This window comes from Streptomyces sp. BRA346 (genome assembly GCF_052851135.1).
The window spans coordinates 193,025-211,832 of the sequence record NZ_JAIWIH010000038.1; the positions used below are offsets into that span (position 1 = coordinate 193,025).

The 18,808-nt window shown below is 70.9% G+C and carries 19 protein-coding genes and 1 pseudogene; 10 read left to right on the top strand and 10 right to left on the bottom strand.

Going from position 1 to position 18,808, the window contains the following annotated elements; genetic code table 11:
• Window positions 1-49 precede the first annotated feature (49 nt).
• Window positions 50-1,069 carry a GTPase Era gene (locus tag LCH29_RS35100; RefSeq protein WP_446465714.1) on the top strand — a complete coding sequence of 340 codons (1,020 nt, stop codon included), beginning with the start codon at window positions 50-52 and terminating at the stop codon, window positions 1,067-1,069.
• 13 nt (window positions 1,070-1,082) lie between these two features.
• On the opposite strand, the gene LCH29_RS35105 is transcribed toward LCH29_RS35100, so the two are convergent.
• Together LCH29_RS35105 and LCH29_RS35110 are read right to left on the bottom strand one after the other, a co-directional pair.
• Entirely contained in the window at window positions 1,083-1,349 is a 267-nt protein-coding gene (locus LCH29_RS35105; protein ID WP_123104072.1) for a protealysin inhibitor emfourin, read from the bottom strand.
• A 27-nt stretch (window positions 1,350-1,376) separates the two neighbouring features.
• The gene (locus LCH29_RS35110; RefSeq protein WP_446465715.1) at window positions 1,377-2,459 is read right to left on the bottom strand and encodes a M4 family metallopeptidase; all 1,083 of its coding nucleotides are present in this window, start codon (window positions 2,457-2,459) and stop codon (window positions 1,377-1,379) included.
• A gap of 326 nt (window positions 2,460-2,785) precedes the next feature.
• Between LCH29_RS35110 and leuA the strand changes: the two genes are divergently transcribed.
• Together leuA and LCH29_RS35120 are read left to right on the top strand one after the other, a co-directional pair.
• Window positions 2,786-4,564 (top strand): 2-isopropylmalate synthase, encoded by a 1,779-nt coding sequence (leuA, locus tag LCH29_RS35115; protein ID WP_446465716.1) that lies wholly within the window; start codon window positions 2,786-2,788, stop codon window positions 4,562-4,564.
• 166 nt (window positions 4,565-4,730) lie between these two features.
• On the top strand, window positions 4,731-5,444 hold the full coding sequence (locus LCH29_RS35120) for a TerB family tellurite resistance protein (protein ID WP_039939029.1): 714 nt from the start codon (window positions 4,731-4,733) through the stop codon (window positions 5,442-5,444).
• A gap of 11 nt (window positions 5,445-5,455) precedes the next feature.
• Here the strand turns inward: LCH29_RS35120 and LCH29_RS35125 are convergent, their stop codons facing one another.
• The 3 genes from LCH29_RS35125 to LCH29_RS35135 all read right to left on the bottom strand — a co-directional run bounded on the left by LCH29_RS35125 (window position 5,456) and on the right by LCH29_RS35135 (window position 7,577).
• Window positions 5,456-6,568 (bottom strand): hypothetical protein, encoded by a 1,113-nt coding sequence (locus LCH29_RS35125; RefSeq protein WP_446465717.1) that lies wholly within the window; start codon window positions 6,566-6,568, stop codon window positions 5,456-5,458.
• A 79-nt stretch (window positions 6,569-6,647) separates the two neighbouring features.
• Complete coding sequence (locus LCH29_RS35130; RefSeq protein ID WP_009718006.1) at window positions 6,648-6,839, bottom strand: YegP family protein; 192 nt, start codon at window positions 6,837-6,839, stop codon at window positions 6,648-6,650.
• A 69-nt stretch (window positions 6,840-6,908) separates the two neighbouring features.
• Entirely contained in the window at window positions 6,909-7,577 is a 669-nt protein-coding gene (locus tag LCH29_RS35135; RefSeq protein WP_446465718.1) for a GNAT family N-acetyltransferase, read from the bottom strand.
• A gap of 103 nt (window positions 7,578-7,680) precedes the next feature.
• Here LCH29_RS35135 and LCH29_RS35140 point away from each other — a divergent pair, with 103 nt between their 5' ends.
• The 5 genes from LCH29_RS35140 (at window position 7,681) to LCH29_RS35160 (ending at window position 11,731) form a co-directional block, all read left to right on the top strand.
• Window positions 7,681-7,890, top strand: a complete 210-nt coding sequence (locus tag LCH29_RS35140) for a helix-turn-helix domain-containing protein (protein WP_055553048.1) — start codon at window positions 7,681-7,683, stop codon at window positions 7,888-7,890.
• The gene (locus LCH29_RS35145; protein WP_446465719.1) at window positions 7,890-8,438 is read left to right on the top strand and encodes a Clp protease N-terminal domain-containing protein; all 549 of its coding nucleotides are present in this window, start codon (window positions 7,890-7,892) and stop codon (window positions 8,436-8,438) included. The genes LCH29_RS35140 and LCH29_RS35145 overlap by 1 nt, the downstream gene beginning before the upstream one ends.
• 41 nt (window positions 8,439-8,479) lie before the next feature.
• Window positions 8,480-8,995 (top strand): GNAT family N-acetyltransferase, encoded by a 516-nt coding sequence (locus tag LCH29_RS35150; RefSeq protein WP_446465720.1) that lies wholly within the window; start codon window positions 8,480-8,482, stop codon window positions 8,993-8,995.
• Window positions 8,996-9,090: 95 nt separating this feature from the next.
• Entirely contained in the window at window positions 9,091-10,404 is a 1,314-nt protein-coding gene (locus LCH29_RS35155; protein WP_446465721.1) for a M20 metallopeptidase family protein, read from the top strand.
• Window positions 10,405-10,999: 595 nt separating this feature from the next.
• Window positions 11,000-11,731 carry a class I SAM-dependent methyltransferase gene (locus tag LCH29_RS35160; RefSeq protein ID WP_446465722.1) on the top strand — a complete coding sequence of 244 codons (732 nt, stop codon included), beginning with the start codon at window positions 11,000-11,002 and terminating at the stop codon, window positions 11,729-11,731.
• A 17-nt stretch (window positions 11,732-11,748) separates the two neighbouring features.
• On the opposite strand, the gene LCH29_RS35165 is transcribed toward LCH29_RS35160, so the two are convergent.
• The 4 genes and pseudogenes from LCH29_RS35165 to LCH29_RS35180 all read right to left on the bottom strand — a co-directional run bounded on the left by LCH29_RS35165 (window position 11,749) and on the right by LCH29_RS35180 (window position 14,919).
• Window positions 11,749-12,327: a Clp protease N-terminal domain-containing protein gene (locus LCH29_RS35165; RefSeq protein WP_446465723.1), complete on the bottom strand. Its 579-nt coding sequence runs from the start codon at window positions 12,325-12,327 to the stop codon at window positions 11,749-11,751.
• A 91-nt stretch (window positions 12,328-12,418) separates the two neighbouring features.
• Entirely contained in the window at window positions 12,419-13,546 is a 1,128-nt protein-coding gene (locus tag LCH29_RS35170; RefSeq protein ID WP_446465724.1) for a methyltransferase domain-containing protein, read from the bottom strand.
• 276 nt (window positions 13,547-13,822) lie between these two features.
• Window positions 13,823-14,328, bottom strand: a pseudogene (locus LCH29_RS35175) (DUF6624 domain-containing protein).
• 180 nt (window positions 14,329-14,508) lie between these two features.
• Window positions 14,509-14,919 (bottom strand): ATP-binding protein, encoded by a 411-nt coding sequence (locus LCH29_RS35180; protein WP_446465725.1) that lies wholly within the window; start codon window positions 14,917-14,919, stop codon window positions 14,509-14,511.
• Window positions 14,920-15,083: 164 nt separating this feature from the next.
• On the opposite strand from LCH29_RS35180, the gene LCH29_RS35185 reads away from it, so the two are divergent.
• Together LCH29_RS35185 and LCH29_RS35190 are read left to right on the top strand one after the other, a co-directional pair.
• Entirely contained in the window at window positions 15,084-15,932 is an 849-nt protein-coding gene (locus tag LCH29_RS35185; protein WP_446465726.1) for a Scr1 family TA system antitoxin-like transcriptional regulator, read from the top strand.
• A 10-nt stretch (window positions 15,933-15,942) separates the two neighbouring features.
• Window positions 15,943-16,152: a DUF397 domain-containing protein gene (locus tag LCH29_RS35190; RefSeq protein WP_446465727.1), complete on the top strand. Its 210-nt coding sequence runs from the start codon at window positions 15,943-15,945 to the stop codon at window positions 16,150-16,152.
• A 132-nt stretch (window positions 16,153-16,284) separates the two neighbouring features.
• On the opposite strand, the gene LCH29_RS35195 is transcribed toward LCH29_RS35190, so the two are convergent.
• A complete protein-coding gene (locus tag LCH29_RS35195) occupies window positions 16,285-18,675 on the bottom strand; it encodes a beta strand repeat-containing protein (RefSeq protein WP_446465728.1) in 2,391 nt (796 codons plus the stop codon).
• Window positions 18,676-18,808: the final 133 nt, after the last annotated feature.

Here is an 18,808-nt window from a genome sequence, read left to right on the forward strand (position 1 = left end):
GAACGACGCTGTGGACGGCTGGTCGGAGCGGTCCGGGGCATCGGGGAGAATGGTGGCCATGACTGCCGGTACCCCGTCCCCGACCGAGCAGCGGGAGACCCCGCACCGCTCGGGTTTCGCCTGCTTCGTCGGCCGCCCCAACGCGGGCAAGTCGACCCTGACCAACGCGCTGGTGGGGACGAAGGTCGCGATCACCTCCAACCGCCCGCAGACCACCCGGCACACCGTGCGCGGCATCGTGCACCGCCCCGACGCACAGCTGGTGCTCGTGGACACCCCCGGTCTGCACAAGCCGCGCACCCTGCTCGGCGAGCGGCTGAACGACGTCGTACGGACCACCTGGGCCGAGGTCGACGTCATCGGCTTCTGCCTGCCCGCCGACCAGAAGCTCGGCCCCGGCGACCGCTTCATCGCCGCCGAGCTGGCCGGGATCAAGAAAACGCCCAAGGTCGCCATCGTCACCAAGACCGACCTGGTCGAGTCCGAGCAACTGGCCCAGCAGCTCCTGGCCATCGACCGGCTCGGCAAGGAGCTGGGCATCGAGTGGGCCGAAATCGTCCCGGTCTCGGCCGTGGGCGCGGAAAAAATGGGGGCGGGACGCAGTCCCTCGTCTGAGGGTGGTGGTGGGAGAGGGGCCGGCCAGGTGGGCCTGCTGGCCGATCTGCTCGTCCCGCTGCTCCCCGAGGGCCCGACCCTCTACCCCGAGGGCGACCTGACCGACGAGCCGGAGCAGGTGATGGTCGCCGAGCTGATCCGCGAGGCGGCGCTGGAGGGCGTACGGGACGAGCTGCCGCACTCCATCGCGGTGGTCGTGGAGGAGATGCTGCCGCGCGAGGACCGCCCGGCGGACAAGCCGCTGCTGGACATCCACGCCAACCTCTTCATCGAGCGCCCCAGCCAGAAGGGCATCATCATCGGCCCGAAGGGCCGCCGCCTGAAGGACGTCGGCTCCAAGTCCCGCAAACACATCGAGGCCCTGCTCGGGACCCCGGTGTTCCTCGACCTTCACGTCAAGGTCGCCAAGGACTGGCAGCGCGACCCGAAGCAGCTCCGTCGCCTGGGATTCTGAGACCGCTCGGGCGCTACGTGCCCTCCTTCAGGACCGTCCGCACCAGCTCCCGCTGGGCGTCGCTGAGGTGGGGGTCCGCGGCGTGGACCGTGCGGCCGTCCACCGTGATCTCGTAGTGGAAGCCGTCCGGGACGCCGCGCGTGGCCGCCGGGGCGCCGGACTCGACGGCCTGGTGGGCCAGGGCGGCCAGATGGGTGGCGTCGGGCCGACCGGCGGTGTCCAGATCGGCCCGGCGCTCGATTCCGGCGAATCCGCCGGATCGGGTCACGGAGATACGCATAGGTCCATCAGTACCCGAGGGTGGGGCTCAGCGCGCGTCCAGGTCCGTGATCCCGACGCCCTCCCAGGCCTCCCGCACCGCGTCCCGCTCCTCGCCCTCGCCGAAGCGGGCTCCGGCGGCGGCCACCGTGAGCCGGGCGAAGTCGTCGAACTGCGCGTCGGGGGACAGCTCGCCGCCGGTCAGCACGTCGTACCAGATCCGCCCGGCCTTCTCCCACGCGTTGCCGCCGAGGGCCGTGGCGGCCAGGTAGAACGCGTGGTTGGGGATGCCGGAGTTGATGTGGACGCCGCCGTTGTCGCGCGAGGTGCGCACGTAGTCGTCCATCGTGCCCGGCTGCGGGTCCTTGCCGAGGACGTTGTCGTCGTACGCCGTGCCGGGGGCCTTCAGTGAGCGCAGGGCCACCCCGGTGACCCGCTCCGCCAGCAGCCCGGCCCCGATCAGCCAGTCGGCCTCGTCGGCGCTCTGGCCCAGCGCGTGCTGCTTGACGAGCGAGCCGAAGACGTCGGACATCGACTCGTTGAGCGCGCCGGACTGGCCGAAGTACTCCAGGTTGGCGGTGTACTGGGTGACGCCGTGGGTCAGTTCGTGGGCCATGACGTCGATCGGGATGGTGAAGTCGAGGAAGATCTCGCCGTCCCCGTCGCCGAAGACCATCTGCTCGCCGTTCCAGAACGCGTTGTTGTAGTCCTGGCTGTAGTGGACGCTCGCGTCCAGCGGCAGGCCCGCGTCGTCGATCGAGTGGCGGCCGTAGACCTTGAGGAACAGCTCGAAGGTCGCGCCCAGCCCGTTGTAGGCCCGGGTCACCGACTCGTCCGAGGTCGCCGTGTCGCCCTCGCCGCGCACCTTCTTCCCCGGCAGCGCGTCCTGGTGCTGGGAGTCGTAGATCGTCCGCTTGGGCCGGTCGGAGGGCGCGCCCTCCAGGGTGGGGGCGGCGATCCCGCGGACGGTGGTGATCCGGCGGCGCGTGCGCTCCAGGGCGTCCCGCTCCAGGGTGCGGCGGGCGGGGTCGGCGAGGGCGGAGTCCTCGTGCTGGGAGACCTTGTCGAGGACATGCGGCGGCACGATCGTGCAGAAGACACGGCGGCTGCGGGAGTTCGCGTTGACATCCATCCAGGCAATGTCGCACCGCGTCTACCGCTTGTCACGCCTTGCGGTCATGATTGATGAAATCGAGTGGTAGATGTCTATTTCTCCTTGCAGGGATGCCGTGGTCCGCATAGTGATACGGGTCCACGCGCCGGGCGCGTCTCGGTTAGGCTGCTGAGCATCATGCGTTTCGGGCTGCTTCTTCTTAGCTGCCGCGGCGAGGGCCTGTAGTCGTAGGCCGACCCCCTCCCCGCGGAGTTCGGTGTTGCGGTGATTACGCCCCGTCGGCCGCCCCATGGACTTTCGTCCCAGCGGACACCACGAGCGGATCCCAGAGGAGCCCACGCATCATGAGCACGTCCGACAATCCCGGTCAGCGCGCCGTAGGCCGTCCCACCCCCATCACCGCCGCGACCGTCACCCAGAAGCCCTCGGGCATGCCGATCCACAAGTACGGCCCGTACGAGGCCGTCGACATCCCCGACCGCACGTGGCCGAACAACCGGATCACCGCCGCACCGCGCTGGCTGTCCACCGACCTGCGGGACGGCAACCAGGCGCTGATCGACCCGATGTCCCCGGTGCGCAAGCGCGAGATGTTCGACCTGCTGGTCCGCATGGGATACAAGGAGATCGAGGTCGGCTTCCCCTCCTCCGGCCAGACCGACTTCGACTTCGTACGGTCGATCATCGAAGAGGGCGCGATCCCCGAGGACGTGACGATCTCCGTCCTCACCCAGGCCCGCGAAGAGCTGATCGAGCGCACCGTCGAGTCGCTGCGCGGCGCGCACAAGGCCACCGTGCACCTGTACAACGCCACCGCGCCCACCTTCCGCCGCGTCGTCTTCCGCGGCACCCGTGAGCAGGTCAAGCAGATCGCGGTGGACGGCACCCGGCTGGTCGTCGAGTACGCCGACAAGATCCTGGGCGACGACACGGTCTTCGGCTACCAGTACAGCCCCGAGATCTTCACCGACACCGAGCTGGACTTCGCGCTGGAGGTCTGCGAGGGCGTCATGGACGTCTGGCAGCCCGAGGCCGGCCGCGAGATCATCCTCAACCTGCCCGCGACGGTCGAGCGCTCCACGCCCTCCACCCACGCGGACCGGTTCGAGTGGATGTCGCGGAACCTGTCCCGCCGCGAGCACATCTGCCTGTCCGTCCACCCGCACAACGACCGCGGTACGGCCGTCGCCGCCGCCGAGCTGGCGATCATGGCCGGAGCGGACCGCATCGAGGGCTGCCTGTTCGGGCAGGGCGAGCGCACCGGCAACGTCGACCTGGTGACCCTGGGCATGAACCTGTTCTCCCAGGGCGTCGACCCGCAGATCGACTTCTCGCAGATCGACGAGATCCGCCGCACCGCCGAGTACTGCAACCAGATGCAGATCCACCCGCGCCACCCCTACGCGGGCGACCTGGTCTACACCGCCTTCTCCGGCTCCCACCAGGACGCCATCAAGAAGGGGTTCGAGGCGATGGAGGCCGGCGCGGCCGAGCAGGGCAAGACGGTCGACGACATCGAGTGGGCCGTCCCGTACCTGCCCATCGACCCCAAGGACGTCGGCCGCTCCTACGAGGCCGTCATCCGGGTCAACTCGCAGTCCGGCAAGGGCGGTATCGCCTATGTCCTGCGGAACGACCACAACCTGGATCTGCCGCGCCGCATGCAGATCGAGTTCTCCAAGACGATTCAGGCCAAGACCGACGCCGACGGCGGCGAGGTCACCCCGGCCCAGATCTGGGCGACCTTCCAGGACGAGTACCTGCCGACGGACGACAACCAGTGGGGCCGGATCGCGCTGCGCACCGCCCAGACGTCCACCACCAGCGAGGGCACCGACGCGCTCACCGTCGAGGCCGTCGTGGACGGCACCGAGACCGTGCTGACCGGCACCGGCAACGGCCCGCTGGCCGCCTTCTTCGACGCCCTGGGCGCCATCGGCATCGACGTACGGCTGCTGGACTACTCCGAGCACACCCTGAGCGAGGGCGCGGCCGCCCAGGCCGCCGCGTACATCGAATGCGCGATCGACGGGAAGGTGCTGTGGGGCGTCGGCGTCGACGCCAACATCGTGCGCGCCTCCCTCAAGGCCGTCGTCTCGGCGGTCAACCGCGCACGGCGGTAAACGCCTGCTGAGCTTGTCACCCACACGGGGCCCCGTTCGCCGCATGAGGTGGGCGGGGCCTCGGGTTTGGCCTGTTGTCTCCGTTCGGGGTACTGACGGCGCATCATGGATGTGGCTAGCATCACGTCAACGCGGCAACGTGGCCGAAGCGTTATGGAGGTGTGACGTGGTGCACGCGCGAGCCCGCCGTGACCGGGACCTGTGTGTGGTAGGCGTCCGCACTCTATGGCGGACGGTCGGCGATGGTGAGTTCTTCTGCCCCGATTGCGGAGGCGACCGCAACTACCGCCGCCGCACCGGCCGCCGCCGCATCGTGGTGCTCGGCCTGCCGCTGCTGCCCCGCGGACCGGTCGCGCCCGTCGTCGAATGCGCCGCCTGCGCGGCCCGGTTCGGCACCGAGGTCCTGGACCACCCCACCACCACCCGCTTCTCCGCGATGCTGCGCGACGCCGTGCACACCGTCGCCCTCGCGGTCCTCGCCGCGGGCGGCACCGAGGCCACGGCGGTGCGTCAGGTGGCGGTCGGCGCCGTGCGCGCCGCCGGATTCGCCGACTGCGACGAGGACCAGCTCCTCGCCCTCATCGAAGCCCTCGCCGCCGACACCGGCCGCCTCCCCGGCGCCGCCACCGGCGAGCGCGACGGCCTCGACCCCTGCGGTACGGCGCTCGCCATCGAGCTCCACGAGGCCCTGGAGCCCCTGGCCCCCCACCTCGCCCCCACCGGCCGCGAAGCGATCCTCCTCCAGGGCGCCCGCATCGCCGTGGCCGACGGCCCCTACCGCCCCGCCGAGCGCGCGGTCCTCGAAACCGTCGGCCGCGCCCTCATGATCTGCCCCGACGACACGGCCCGCCTCCTGGCCGCCACCCGGGCGGCGTTCTGAGCGAGGCCCGGTCAGCCTCCGGACGCCTCCGCGAGCCCCCACCCCTCCCGGTACGCCGCCCAGTCGGCGTCCGTGGCGGCGAAGTCCACGTACAGCGCCACCCCGAACCGTTTCCGCAGGCGGTCCTCGCGGCCGAGGCCGAGGCGGGTGCCGCGGACGGCGGCGGTGACGGTCTCGGCCCAGGCGTGGTGGCCCCAGTTGTTGGTGTGGTAGCCGGGCAGGCCCATGAGGAGGTCCGTGCCCGGCGGGGTGGCCTCCAGGGCGAGTTCCGTCTGCTGGGCCACGTAGCCGCCGTACAGGCTCTCCAGCGGCATCGACGTGTCGTACGACATGACCGCGATCTGGTCGACCCGCCGCGCCACCTGTCCGAAGAACGCCTGCGACCACCACTTGGGGTGGTTGAAGAAGAAGCCCGCCACCGAGTGCAGCGCGGGCAGCGGGTCGATCTGGTGGGCGGCGACCGAGAGCGGGGCGCGGCGGGCGCGGGTGAGGGCGTGCAGGTCGTCGAGGAGGGTGAGGTAGTCGCGGTCGCCGGAGTGCAGCGGTTCCAGGTCGAAGTGGACGCCGTCGAAGCCCGCGTCGAGGATCTGGCGGGCGGAGCGCACCACCTGGGCCCGGCTGCCCGGGTCACTCAGCCGCAGCCCGGTCGGGCCCTCGGTGGCCAGGACGTCGCCGAGCCACGCCTGTACCCGCACGCCGGGCAGTTCGCGGTGGACGGCCTTCAGCAGCCACCCGGCGCGCGGGTAGCGCTTCGCGGACAGGGTGCCGTCGTGGTCCAGCGGGCCCGCGTGGACGTACAGGTCGCGGACGCCGGTGCCGCGTATCCGCCGGGCCAAGGCGGCGAGTTCGGCGTCGCCGTTGCGGCCGTCCACCCAGGCGTGGCCGAGCCACACCGCGTCCCGGCCCCGGGTGCGGGTGCCGGGCTCGGGGTCGCCCGCGTAGTTCAGCCGCAGCGTGATCCCGGCCGCGAGCAGGGACAGCACCAGGCACCCCACGAGGGCGGCCACGACGCGCTTGGGCCACCTCAGCCGGGGATGCGACCAGCAGCGGACGACGGCGGAGCGAGCCCGGCGGAGCCGGGTGCGGGCAGCGGCCAGGGCGGGGGATATCGGGGACTTGGTCACGTACGGGAGAGTAGCGAGCGCCGTACGGACGCCTTCGGCCGTACGGCGCGGCTACCGCACCGAACCTGCCCCGCCGGGCCTACGACTTGTCGGTCGGGATTTCCTTGACCTCGGCCGTGGGCGCGTTCTTCTTGACCGACTCGACGCCTTTCTGGGCCGCGGACTTGGAGTCATAGGACTCGCCGACCGCGATGATCTCGCCGTTGCCCGCTTTCAGGCGGAAGCGGTGCTTGCCGCGCTTGTCCTCATAGATCTCGAACTTGCCCGCCATGTGGATGCCACCTCCACGGGTCGTCGCGGCCCCCTCGAACCACCGTAAATCGGGCCACAGGTCCTCGCATCAGGGGTGCTCGGGGGTGCTGGGGGCGGGCGCGCCGAACATCTCCCGGCACGGCTCCAGCCCCCGCACCTCCACCGGGACGGTGCGCCGCTCCTCCCAGGCCGCGCGGTCCATCCGCAGTCGCTGGAGCGTCCGCTTCTCGCCCCGTACGGCGACCGTCTCCAGGCCGTCGGGACGGTAACCGAGGCGGCGCGAGACGCCGAGCGAGCGCCCGTTCTCCATGAACGCGGCCGACGTCAGGCTGAGCGCCCCCAGCCCGGCGAACGCCAGATGCGCCACGGCCGCGCGCATCTCCGTGCCGAAGCCCTGCCCCTGGTGGGCGATGCCCAGCCAGGAGCCGGTCCGCGCCTCCCGCGTCACCGCGAAGCCGGTGGCGGTGATGTCCTGCCGTCCGATCACCGTGCCGCCGTGCAGTACGGCGAGGCTCAGCGCCCAGTCCTCGGGTCGCCACTCGGCGATCGTGCGCAGGACGTGCTGGAACGTCGCGCGACCGCGTTCCGCCGGGGCGGCATCGGTCCACGGCACGCTGAACGGCATCTCCGTCGGGTCGTGCACCCCGCCCGCGGCGACGGCGGCCAGCTCGTCGGTCCGCGCGATGTCGGGAAGGCGCAGCTCAAGGCGCGGGGTGTGGAGGCGGAGTCCGTAGAGGGGCCAGTGACGGGGGTCCATGGCCAGAGGTTGCCGGAGCCACGGAGGGCGCGTCGACCCCATTACCGCCGCGGGCTGTCAATCACGGTTGACGTCCGAGTTTGTGTCAACGTACATTGACGGCATGACCGAAGCAACGGATCTCGCCGCGCGCGCCGGCGACCGGGACCCCCGGGTCGGACTGCGCGCCGTCGCCGCGCTGCGCCGGCTGCTGGAGCAGCTGGAGGCCGTACAGGTGCGCAGCGCCCGCGCCAAGGGCTGGTCGTGGCAGGAGATCGCGGCCGAACTGGGCGTCAGCCGTCAGGCCGTTCACAAGAAGCACGGGAGGCGTTGATGTTCGAGAGGTTCACCACCAGTGCCCGCGAGGTCGTCCGCGGGGCCGTCCGGCGGGCGGACGAGACGGGCGGCGCCACGGTCGGCGAGCCCGAGCTGCTGCTCGCGCTGCTGGACCGCGCGGACAGCCCCGCCGCCCACGTCCTGACCACCCTGGGCGCCACCACCCGGCGCGGCTCGATCGAACGCGCCCTGACCGAGGCCCGCCGCCGCGGCGGCATCTCGCCCGCGGACGCGGAGGCCCTGGCGGGGCTCGGCATCGACGTGGACGCGGTCGTCTCCCGGGTGGAGCAGGAGCACGGCGTCGGGGCCCTGGCCGCCGCCCCGCGCCGCCGCCGCTCCCGCGGCCGTTTCGCCCCCGAGGCCAAGTCGGTGCTCGAACGGTCGCTGCGGATCGCGCTCGGCCGCGGCGACAAGCACATCGGCGACGAACACCTCCTGCTCGCGCTCCTCGCCCGCCCCGGTGTCGCCGCGAACGTCCTCGCCGACCACGACGTGACGTACGTCCGGGCCGAACGGGCCCTCGCCACCCGCGCCGAGGCGAGCTAATTGGGTTGCCCCGGGCTCGATCCGCCACGCATCCTGTGCCGATGCTGATCCGACGAGAAACCCCCTCCGACCTCGCCGGCGTACGCGACGTCACGGCGGCAGCGTTCGGCAAGTCGGAGGCCGCGGTCCCGGTCGAGGTCACCCTCCTCGATGAACTCCGCACCTGCGACGCCTGGTTACCGGCCCTGTCGTTCGTCGCGGCCGACGACCGCGGCGACGTGATCGGCCATGTGGTGTGCACCCGCGGCCACGTCGGCCCTGACCTCGCCCTCGGACTCGGCCCCCTCAGCGTCCACCCCGCCCACCAGCGCCGGGGCGTGGGCCTGGCGCTGATGCACGCGATCCTGGGCGCGGCGGACGCGTTCGGCGAGTCCCTGGTCGCCCTCCTCGGCAGCCCCGCGTACTACGGCCGCTTCGGCTTCCGCCCCGCGGCCGCGTACGGCATCACGGCTCCCGACCTCGCCTGGGGCGACTACTTCCAGGCCCGCCCCCTGACCGCGTATCAACCCACCCTCAAGGGCCCCTTCGCCTACGCCGAGCCGTTCGACCGCGTCTGAGGCCGCGGCCCGACCGCGGCGAGGGGGCTGCCCCCACCCCCGGGCGGGTGGCTCGCCGGATGGGCCGCGGGCCCGCGTGCGGCGATCGTGGCGTCATGACACACCACGAAGGAAGAACGGCTCACGCGGAGCGCGCTCTCGCACGTCGCACGCTGCTGCTGACCGGCGCGGCGGCGGCCGGTGCCGGAATGACCTGGGGCACCGCGGGGCGGGCCGCCGCGCACGGAGGGACGCGGGGGACGCGGGGAGTGGCGCAGGGGGCGGTGGACGCCGAGGTGGCGCGGCTGGAGCGCGAGCTGATCGCGCTGCGGCGGGACCTCCACCGGCACCCCGAGACGCCGGGGCAGGAGCGGCGCACCGCCGGTGTGGTGGCGCGGGAGCTGCGGGCGGCCGGGCTGGACGTCGCCACGGGGGTGGGCGGCCACGGCGTGGTCGGTGTCCTGCGGGGCGTACGTCCTGGCCGGACCGTGGCGTACCGGGCGGACATGGACGCCGTGCCGCCCAAGGACATCGTCGGGGGCGGCCCAGCGGCGGCGCACCTCTGCGGGCACGACGTCCACACCGCCGTGGCCGTCGGCGTTGCGCGGGTCCTGGCGCGCCTGCGGCGGCATCTGCACGGAACGGTGGTGTTCCTCTTCCAGCCCGCCGAGGAGACGCTGTCCGGGGCCCGCGCGCTGATCGACGCGGGGGTGCTGGAGCGCACCGGGGTGGAGGAGATCCACGCGCTGCACTGCGGGCCGTTCCCCGTCGGCCGGTTCGCCGTGACCCCGGGCTACGGGCTGCCGGGCCAGGACAAGGCCGTAATGACGCTCTCCGGCCCGGACGCGCCCGAGGCCGCGAAGCGCTTGGCCCCCGAGATCGCCGCGCTCGCGACGGTGACCGTGCCGCAGACCCCGGCCGACCTGGAGCGGCTGGTCGCCGACGCCCAGGTGCCGGGCGGGCCGCTGGCCCGGTTCGTGGCCGTCCGGGCCACCGCGCAGGAGGACACGGTGAGCGTGGCCTACCGCTGCTGGCCGGAGGAGCGGTACCCGGAGGTTCGCGCGGACATCCGCCGACTGGCGGAGTCCGCCGACGTGAGCTTTCCCGCCGAGCCGTTCCCCGCCATGGTCTGCCCGGAGCCCGACGGCCGCAGGCTCGCCCGCCATCTGCGCCGCACGGTGGGCCGGGACGCGGTGGTCGAGCTCCATGCCGCGTTCCCGCCCTTCAGCGGCGAGGACTTCGCCCTCTACCTGGACCGCGTCCCCGGTACGTACACCTTCCTCGGCGTCCGCGCCCCCGGCGCACCCGTCACCGCCGCCTACCCGCACTACCCCGACTTCGCCCCGGACGAGCGCGCCATCGGCCTCGGCGTACGGACGATGGCGGGCTGGCTCGCGGAGCGGACCTCGGCCGCCGTGACGGGTCCCTAGTCCCGGAACGAGCCGTCCGCCCTGCGCGCGTGCCGGGACAGCAGGTGCTTGCACTGGGGGCAATGCCGCCTGAAGCCCCTCTTGACCAGATAGCTGATGCCGAGCGTGCACACGTGCATCAGCCCCACGGCCGCGTTCTGGAACACCCGCCCCAGCCACGACCTCGTACACGTCCCGCAGTCCCGGCAACCCGCCGCCATGCCGCACCCCCATCGTCGCGTCTCGTGGAACCAGTGTGCGGAACGTGCCGTGCCTGCGGCGCCCCAGCGCTTCCCGCCGCCCGGGTTGTGACCGGGTCAGGCCGGATCCGCCGCGCGGCTGTGACATCGGCGCCACGGGCGAGCACGACGTGAGGAGGCGATCACAGCCGGTCCGGGATCGTCCCGGATGATGAACGTGATGAGCGTCACCCACTCTGGTGTCGATGCCCCTCTTCACATCGGGCCTTCTCCCCAACTCATCCCGTAATGCGAGGAGGCCGATTACCCGGAGTTCCCACGGCGCCCTTCCGTGCCGACCCCGCGTCATCGCGGGTGGGAACTGTCACACGTGGAAGGATCTACCGATCCGGAGGTGGTTTGTAGCGTGCAGGGCCATGGACGACTCGACCACCTCGCACGACCGGGCCCTCGGGCAGACCGCTGCCGGGGGCTGGATGTTCCTTCTCGAGGCAGCCCGGGACATCCGCACCACCGGGGCCCTCGCCCCCAGCGGCCGGGCGCTCGCCCACGCGCTGACCGAACCGGTGCGCTCCCAGGCGGGGCGGCCGCTGAGCGTCCTGGAGGCCGGAGCCGGTACCGGCTCGGTCACCCGCTCCCTCATCCCCCAGCTCCCGGCGGGCAGCCGCCTGGACATCGTCGAGGCCAACCCCCGCTTCACCGGCCGGCTGCGCGACCTGGTCCGCACCCACCCGCACCTGGCCGGACAGTGTGAGGGGGTCCGCGTGCACGAGGCGTACGTCGAAGAGCTGGATGTAGGCCGTCGCTACGACGCGATCGTCTCGGCGCTGCCCTTCGCCAACTTCGACCCGCCCCAGATAGAAGCGATCATGGGCCGGTATCTGGAGCTGCTGCGCCCCGGCGGCCTCTTGGCCTACTTCGCCTATCGCGGCACGCGGCAGGCCCGCAGCCTGCTGCCCTCCCGCACCCTGGCCCGGCGGCACCGGGCCGCCGAAGAGGTGCTGGCCGACTACCGCCGCCGCTACGCCACCGCCCGCAGCACGGTCTGGGCCAACCTCCCCCCGGCCGATGTCTGGCACCTTCAGCGCCCCACGGAAAGGCTCCCGGGGGCGAGCCGGCAATCCGCTGGAGCCGCGGCCGGCCGGTAACGGCCCCACCGAAGCCCTTACGCCTCCGCCCCGCCCCCGCCCAGCACCGCCATGTCCGCGCCCGCCTCGCCGAGCACCGCCGCGGCCACCCCGCGGCCGATCCGGGCGAGGCCGAGCAGCGGGTGGTCGCAGTCGATACGCGCCGACCTTGCCTCCTCCGCCCGCTCCTCGGCGATGGCCATGGCCTTGCGGGAGTACGGGGTCCAGGCGATCCGTTCGGCCGCCTGCGACGCGCCCATGCTCAGCCGGGCGCCGACGGCCCGGTGCACCTCGGCGGGGGAGGCCCCCGCCGAGGACAGCAGTTGGCCGGCGCTGTTCTCCTCCGCGGTCAGCCCCCACAGCAGATGCTCGGTGCCGATGTAGTTGTTGCGGTGCTGCACCGCGGCCCGCTTCACGTGCGTCATCGCCTGGCGCAGGCCGTCGGTCATGTTCTCCGCCGCGTATCGCTTGTGGGGCGCGTAAAAGCGCTGCTGCACCGCCTGCCGGGTCACGCCGAGCGCCGTCCCGATGTCGGTCCACGAGCAGCCGTGCATGCGGCAGTGTTCGACGTAGTCCTCGACCAAATCGTCGGCCAGCGCTTGCCATTGCCCGGACACCCCGGCCGCCGCGGTCAGCAGCGCGAGCCAGTCGGGCTGCTCCTGTCCGCCGGGACGGCGACTCCGGGAGTTGTGACGAGCCAGGGACCGGTCACTGCTCCCGCAGGTCAGCGGGGAGGACGTTGTCCGGGCGGTCGAGCCACGCCCACTGTCCGGCGGAGGCGACGGTCAGTCCGAATCGCGTGCGCACCGGCCACCCGGCCCGTACCCACCAGGCGTGGGCCGCCTCCACCTCGCTCCAGAGCAGCCGGGGCCCGTGCTGCCGCACCTCGTACTCGGTGGCGTCCGGTTCGTAGTCGACGGACGCCCATGAACCTGTGGCCGAGTCGGCGAGCCAGAGAGTCCATTCCCCGTCAGGCCCCTGGCCCACGGCCGACCGGCAGCCCGGCACCAGGATGCCTGCGGCGAACCACGCGTCGTCGTCACCCAGGACGCTGGGATCGAGGCGAGTCCTGCCCCTGTCGCCCTCGCCTCGGACGACGGCCATGACGTCCCGCGCGGGTGCCTGTGCCCGCATCCACATGAACGCGCTGTCGCCGATGACCGGGCCGGACGCCACGGGGCCGTCGGGAGCGTGCTCGACCATGAGCCGCAGCAGGACGCCGTTACGCAGCGCGGTGCCCCACGGCAGGACGATGAGCCCGCCGGGTGCGGTCTGCTCGACCCAGGCCCGGAGGATGTCGTGTACGGCGCAGGTGGCGATGATCCGGTCGTACGGCGCGCCCCCGGGCCATCCCCCGGCGCCGTCTCCGGTGATCACCGCGGGGCGGTGGCCGATGGCTTTCAGGGCGGCGCGCGCCCCGTCGGCGAGGACGGGATCGACCTCAACGGTGGTGACGTGCTCGTCGCCGAGCCGGGCGGACAGCAGGGCGGCGTTGTACCCGGTGCCCGCACCGATCTCCAGGACGCGCTGCCCCTGTCGGATGTCGAGGGCGTCGAGCATGGTGCCGACGACGCTCGGCATGCTCGCCGAGCTGGACGGGACGCGCCCCGACGCGTCGACCTGGGTGACGAGGGCTTCGTCTCTGTAGGCCAGCTCCCGCCATCGGCCCGGCTCGGCGGTGCGGTCGACCGGCTCGTAGCCGTCGGCGACGCGGACCCAGATGCGATCGGGGAGGAATGCCGCACGGTCGACGCGGATGAAGGCGTCGTGCCAGGCGCGGGGGAGATGACCGGCGTCGGTAAGCCGCTGGGCCAGAGCGGCTGGGCCGACGGTCATCGCTTCGGCGGCTCGGGCCGCTTCGGATCGGGCGGTGGGATGGGCCGGTCCGGCTTGTGCCCGTCACTCTCGGCCGGGTCGGGCTTGCCCTCGTGCCTGCCCATGCGGGTCTCCCCCCTCCTGGCTGCGGTGCTTCCCGGGCCATAGTGACGCGGCCTCAGCTCGCGCGGCAGAGCGCACGGGCGCTCGCGGAGGAGTGTTTGGATCGCGGTGACCTGGCCGGTGGATCATTGCCCACGGCAGATGAGCCTCGGACAATGATTCGCCGGATGCGATTTAGGCCATCGAGAACTTGGCAACGTACTCGTCGAACGGATCGATGTCGACTTCCGCACGCAGTTCGTTCATACGCTCGGGCTCTTCGCAGGGCCACGGGACCGGTGACCCGTCCTTCACGCCGCGATCTGAGTCCCGTAGATCTGCTTGCGACCCTCATTGACCAGCGTGCGGTCGTGCAAGAAGGCCAGCTCACGTGAGCTGGCAGAGCCGGCCGACACCGCCTGCCGCATCAGATCGAGGGCGCGTCGCTGGACGTCGAGTTGCCGGTCGGCGTGCTGGGCGATCAGCCATGCCGCGCGTGCGGCCTCGGCGCCGACCAGTTCCGCCGTCGGCCAGCCGTACTCATCCATGATCTCGCTGAGCCGGTCACCGTGCCGCGCGGTCAGTCGACGCCACACCAGCTGCTCGGCAGGGTCATCACTGTTCGCGTGAACTGAGTACTGATGATCGGCCGCCGCCATCTCCTTAAGTTCCACCGCCAGCGCGGCAACGTCGTGCGCCATTCTCGCCTCCCCGCCTTATCAGTGTGTTGTGCTTGTCACCGGCAAGCCTAAAGGTGCATATCAGGCGTAAAGATCATTCCGGAGGACGGTGACAGGCGCCTCCGTGCGCCGGGATGATGGATCTACAGCCGGAGCGCGCGGTCGTCTCCTGCGGGCTCTGGCAATGATCCGCCGGGGGCCCTAGTGATCGCGCAGCTCGAACCAGATGTGCTTGCTGGTGGGCCGCAGTGTGTTCGCCCAGGTCACGCCCCAGGCGTACGCCAACTCCTGCATCAGCAGCAGCCCTCGACCGCCCTCCTCGTCGGTGTCGGCGTGGCGGAGGTGCGGATGCCGGTCCGGCGAGCTGTCCCGTACGGCGATGGTCGCGATGCCATCGTGGACGAGGGTGTCGATGTGGATCAGCTCGGTCGCGGTGTGCCGGTTGACGTTCGTCACGGCTTCGGAGACCAGGAGTTTCGCCGTGTCCGCGAGGTCGTGCAGGTCGTTGGCCTGAAGGAGGGCGGCGACCGCGTCCCGGCACGCTTTGGGGCTCGTGGGGGAGTTGGGTGCGCTGAGGCGGTAGGCGTACGGAGGGTTGGCGGCTTCGGGCATGGCGGTGCTCCCACTGCGGTGCGTAGTTGTTCCGATGCTTTGCGCTAGCAGGACCATAAGGCATACGTGAGCACACGTGCTACGCAATCTATAAATAGGTGCTTCCATTGGACGTGTGTGAACGTCTCACGCGACACTGTGTCCGTAAGCGAAGGGGAGAGCGCATGCCGAGGACGGCGCCGACTGCGAGGCAACGACGCCTTGGTACGGAGCTGCGCAAGATGCGCGAGCACGCCGGGATGAACGTGGCGCAGGCCGCCCAGCAACTGGGCGTGGATCGGACCCGGATCAGCAATACGGAAGCGGGTCGCTTCGGTGTGAGCGAAGAGCGCGTCCGCGCGCTGGCCGCGATCTACTCGTGCGGCGACAAGGCGTACGTCGACGCGCTCGTGGACATGGCCTTGGAGCGTGTCCAGGGCTGGTGGGAGGAGTATCACGGGAAACTTCCCAGCGGTGCTCTCGATCTTGCCGAGCTCGAGCACCATGCGGTAAGCCTGCGATCGATGCAGCCCATGCATATCCCGGGTCTCCTGCAGACGGAGGACTACGCCAAAGCCGTGTTCTCCACCGCTGTGCCCGACCTGAGCGCCGTCGAACTGCGCCGCAGACTGTCCCACCGGCTGAAGCGCCGCGACGTACTGGACAGCGATGACCCGCCGGAGNGCACCTTTCTCGTACATGAGGCGGCGTTGAGGATGCAGTTCGGCGGGGCAAAGGTGGCCCGTAGCCAGTTGGAGCACCTTCTGGAGACGTCCGAACGGGACAACGTGACCGTGCGCGTCATCCCGTTCTCCGCCGGAGGCTTTCCGGGTGCCGGAGCCTCAATCCTGTACGCGGCAGGCCCGGTACCGCAGTTGGACACGGTTCAGCTCGACGTGGCGACCGGAGTCGCCTTGGTGGACGCGGAAACGCTTGTCGCCAACTACCGGCAAGTCCTGGAACGGACGCAAGGGCTGTCGCTCAGCCCCGAGGAGACGCGCGACTTCGTCCGCGCGATCGCACACCAATCTTGAAGGCGTGGAGATGTCGGACATACATCAGTGGCGGAAGTCCTCGTACTCGGGTGACGCGGCCAACAACTGCGTCGAGCTGGCCCACGGCCCCGACGCCGCCGTCCTCCTCCGGGAGAGCGACGATCCGGACGTGGTGATCGCCACGGCTCCCGCCGCCCTCCGGGCGTTGGTCCGGGCCGCTCGGGCCGGGCGGTTCGATCAGCTGCCCCACTCGCCTTGAGGCGAAGGCGCGCGCGGAGAAAGTGCCTTCCTGCCGGAACGACAGAAGCTTTTCAAGAAAGCCCTGTCGTCCCAGTGCAGAAGGCACTTTCCCGTTCCCGCCCATGGTCCGGAGACCGCCGCGGGCGAAACGCTACGCCAGAGGCGAGGAGACGAGAAGGCGATCGCTGACCTGGCCGCCGACATTCGAGTAGACCTGATCCGCCACGTAGATCTTTCCGTCGCTCGAGATGTCGATGCCCGAGTAGCCGTTGTCGAGCGCGGTGTTCGGGTGGGGGAATGCGGGGATCGTGATCGTGGCGACCTGCGTAAGCGTCCCGGCGTCCAGCACCGCGATCTGCGAATTGTTGGCGAGGTACTGCGCCGTGTACACCTTGCCGCCGCGCAGGGCGACGTCCATCGCTCCGAACACCGTGGCGGAGGTGGCCGAGGAAAGATCGCTCGAGATCCTGTAGACCGTCCCGTTGGTGAAGTTCCCCGTGTCCGTGCTGGCGAGGTAGATGGTGCCGTCAGGGGCGACCGTCAGCCCACGTGGGAATCCGGCCGTGCTGAAGCCCGGAAGGGCGGCGAGGTTGAACGTGCCCGTGCCGTTGAAGGTGGTGTCGAGGACCGGGTTGGCAGGATCGGTCACGTCGAATCGCTGGATGTAGGCCTCACCACTCCCGCTCTCGCGCGAGATGTAGAGGTAGTAGGTGCTGCCGCTCTTCAGGATGGCGGCACCACCGATGCGCTTGTCCTTGGTCGCGGCGTCGGACGTCTGCACCCTTCCGCTGACCGGCGTCAGCGAGCTGTCGAGGACGAGGACGTACGGCCGGTCGACGTCTCCCGGGCCGCCGCAGGCGATGTCGCGATCACCTGAGCCGATGTAGACGAAGTCCCGGTCATCGGTGGCGATCGCTCTGGCCTGCTCGCGTCCGGCGGGGCAATTGACCGGATCGATGGTGCTCGCCGGAAGGGCGAAGGAGGCCAGCAGGGTGTTCGGAGTGGCCGTGGCGTACTTCCTGACCCTCCTGTTCGTCGGGCTCTGCTGAAGCCAGGTGGTGTAGACGGCTGTGCCGTCGCTCGACACGGCGACGCCCCGAATGCTGAATGTGCCCGAGGCGGCAACCGTCTGATCGACCAATGCCGACCAGCTGAGGTTCACGGTGTGGGTAGCCCCCGGCGAGGTGGAACCAGTGAAGCTGGCCGTATCCGGCGTGAACGTCGCACTGATCGGGAACGGTGAGACCGCGGCCGTGGTGTAGGTGTGCGTCGTGGTCGCCATCCCACCGGAGAGGGTGACAGTGGCCGTGTTGCCGTCACCGAAGTCGAACAGCACCGACCCGGTGGGGGTCCCCGCGCCGGGCGCCGTCACCGACACCGTCGCCGTGAAGCTGACCGACTGACCCACCACCGACGGATCCGGCGTATCCGTCAACGTCGTGGTCGTGGACGCCGCGCCGACGGTGTGACTGCCCGTACCCACCGAACCGGCGAAGGTGCTGTCACCGCTGTAGGTCGCGCTGATCGCGAACGGCGGACCCGACGTGGTCGTGTACGTATGGCTGATCGTCGCGACCCCGCCGGCCAGGGACACCGGCCCCGAGACGTTGCCGTCACCGAAGTCGAAGACCACCGTGCCCGACGGCACCCCCGTAACGGGGGGAACCGGTGCGACGGTGGCCGTGAACGTCACCGACTGACCCACCACAGACGGATCCGGGAGATCGGTCAGGGTCGTGGTCGAGGGCACCGGGGTGTAGGTGTACGCGGCGCCGTTGCTGGTGCCGCTGGGTGTCACCACGGTGACCAGGACCGTGCCGGTCCCGGGAGGGGCGACGGCGTTGATCACCGCGCCGCCGATCACGGTGAAGCTGGTGGCGTTGGTGGTGCCGAATTTCACGGCGGTCGTGCCGGTGAATCCGGAGCCGATGATCTGGACGGTGTTGCCGCCCGTGGCGGAGCCGATGATCTGGACGGTGTTGCCGCCCGTGGTCGGCCCGGAGGTCGGGACGATGGTCGTGATGGTCGCTGTCGTGGANCCNGCGTAGNTGTANGCGNCNCCGTTGCTGGTGCCGCTCGGCTTGACCACGGTGACCAGGACCGTGCCGGTCCCGGGAGGGGCGATGGCGGTGATCAGCGTGTCGGCGATCACGGTGAAGCTGGTGGCGTTGGTGGTGCCGAATTTCACGGCGGTCGTGCCGGTGAATCCGGAGCCGATGATCTGGACGGTGTTGCCGCCCGTGGTGGCCGGCCCGGAGGTCGGGACGATGGNCGTGATGGTCCCCCCTGTCGTGGATCCGGTATAGGTGAATGCGGCGCCGTTGCTGGTGCCGCTGGGTGTCACCACGGTGACCAGGACCGAACCGGTCCCGGGAGGGACGACGGCGGTGATCAACGTGCCGCCGGTCACGGTGAAGCTGGTGGCGTTGGTGGTGCCGAATTTCACGGCGATCGCACCCGTGAAACCGGAACCGATGATCTGGACGGTGGCGCCTGGGGGTGCGGTGGAGGGAGCGATGAGAGTAATCATCGGTGTTGCCATGGTGGCTCTCCTTGAGAGGTGATCCCAAGGCGGAGGTCCCGCTGGCCGAAGGCAGGCCGGTCAACTCCGAGTCCCCTGCCGGGGAGCACGGCTGGAGAAGGCCGTCCGCACGTGGCGAGGTGAGGCCCCACTA

Excerpts from the sequence above, each read along its gene's own strand:
- LCH29_RS35100 (WP_446465714.1), top strand. The coding sequence starts at position 50 with ATGGTGGCCATGACTGCCGGTACCCCGTCCCCGACCGAGCAGCGGGAG.
- LCH29_RS35105 (WP_123104072.1), bottom strand. The coding sequence starts at position 1,349 with ATGCGTATCTCCGTGACCCGATCCGGCGGATTCGCCGGAATCGAGCGC.
- LCH29_RS35110 (WP_446465715.1), bottom strand. The coding sequence starts at position 2,459 with ATGGATGTCAACGCGAACTCCCGCAGCCGCCGTGTCTTCTGCACGATC.
- leuA (WP_446465716.1), top strand. The coding sequence starts at position 2,786 with ATGAGCACGTCCGACAATCCCGGTCAGCGCGCCGTAGGCCGTCCCACC.
- LCH29_RS35130 (WP_009718006.1), bottom strand. The coding sequence starts at position 6,839 with ATGGCGGGCAAGTTCGAGATCTATGAGGACAAGCGCGGCAAGCACCGC.
- LCH29_RS35135 (WP_446465718.1), bottom strand. The coding sequence starts at position 7,577 with ATGGACCCCCGTCACTGGCCCCTCTACGGACTCCGCCTCCACACCCCG.
- LCH29_RS35140 (WP_055553048.1), top strand. The coding sequence starts at position 7,681 with ATGACCGAAGCAACGGATCTCGCCGCGCGCGCCGGCGACCGGGACCCC.
- LCH29_RS35145 (WP_446465719.1), top strand. The coding sequence starts at position 7,890 with ATGTTCGAGAGGTTCACCACCAGTGCCCGCGAGGTCGTCCGCGGGGCC.
- LCH29_RS35150 (WP_446465720.1), top strand. The coding sequence starts at position 8,480 with ATGCTGATCCGACGAGAAACCCCCTCCGACCTCGCCGGCGTACGCGAC.
- LCH29_RS35155 (WP_446465721.1), top strand. The coding sequence starts at position 9,091 with ATGACACACCACGAAGGAAGAACGGCTCACGCGGAGCGCGCTCTCGCA.
- LCH29_RS35160 (WP_446465722.1), top strand. The coding sequence starts at position 11,000 with ATGGACGACTCGACCACCTCGCACGACCGGGCCCTCGGGCAGACCGCT.
- LCH29_RS35170 (WP_446465724.1), bottom strand. The coding sequence starts at position 13,546 with ATGACCGTCGGCCCAGCCGCTCTGGCCCAGCGGCTTACCGACGCCGGT.
- LCH29_RS35180 (WP_446465725.1), bottom strand. The coding sequence starts at position 14,919 with ATGCCCGAAGCCGCCAACCCTCCGTACGCCTACCGCCTCAGCGCACCC.
- LCH29_RS35190 (WP_446465727.1), top strand. The coding sequence starts at position 15,943 with ATGTCGGACATACATCAGTGGCGGAAGTCCTCGTACTCGGGTGACGCG.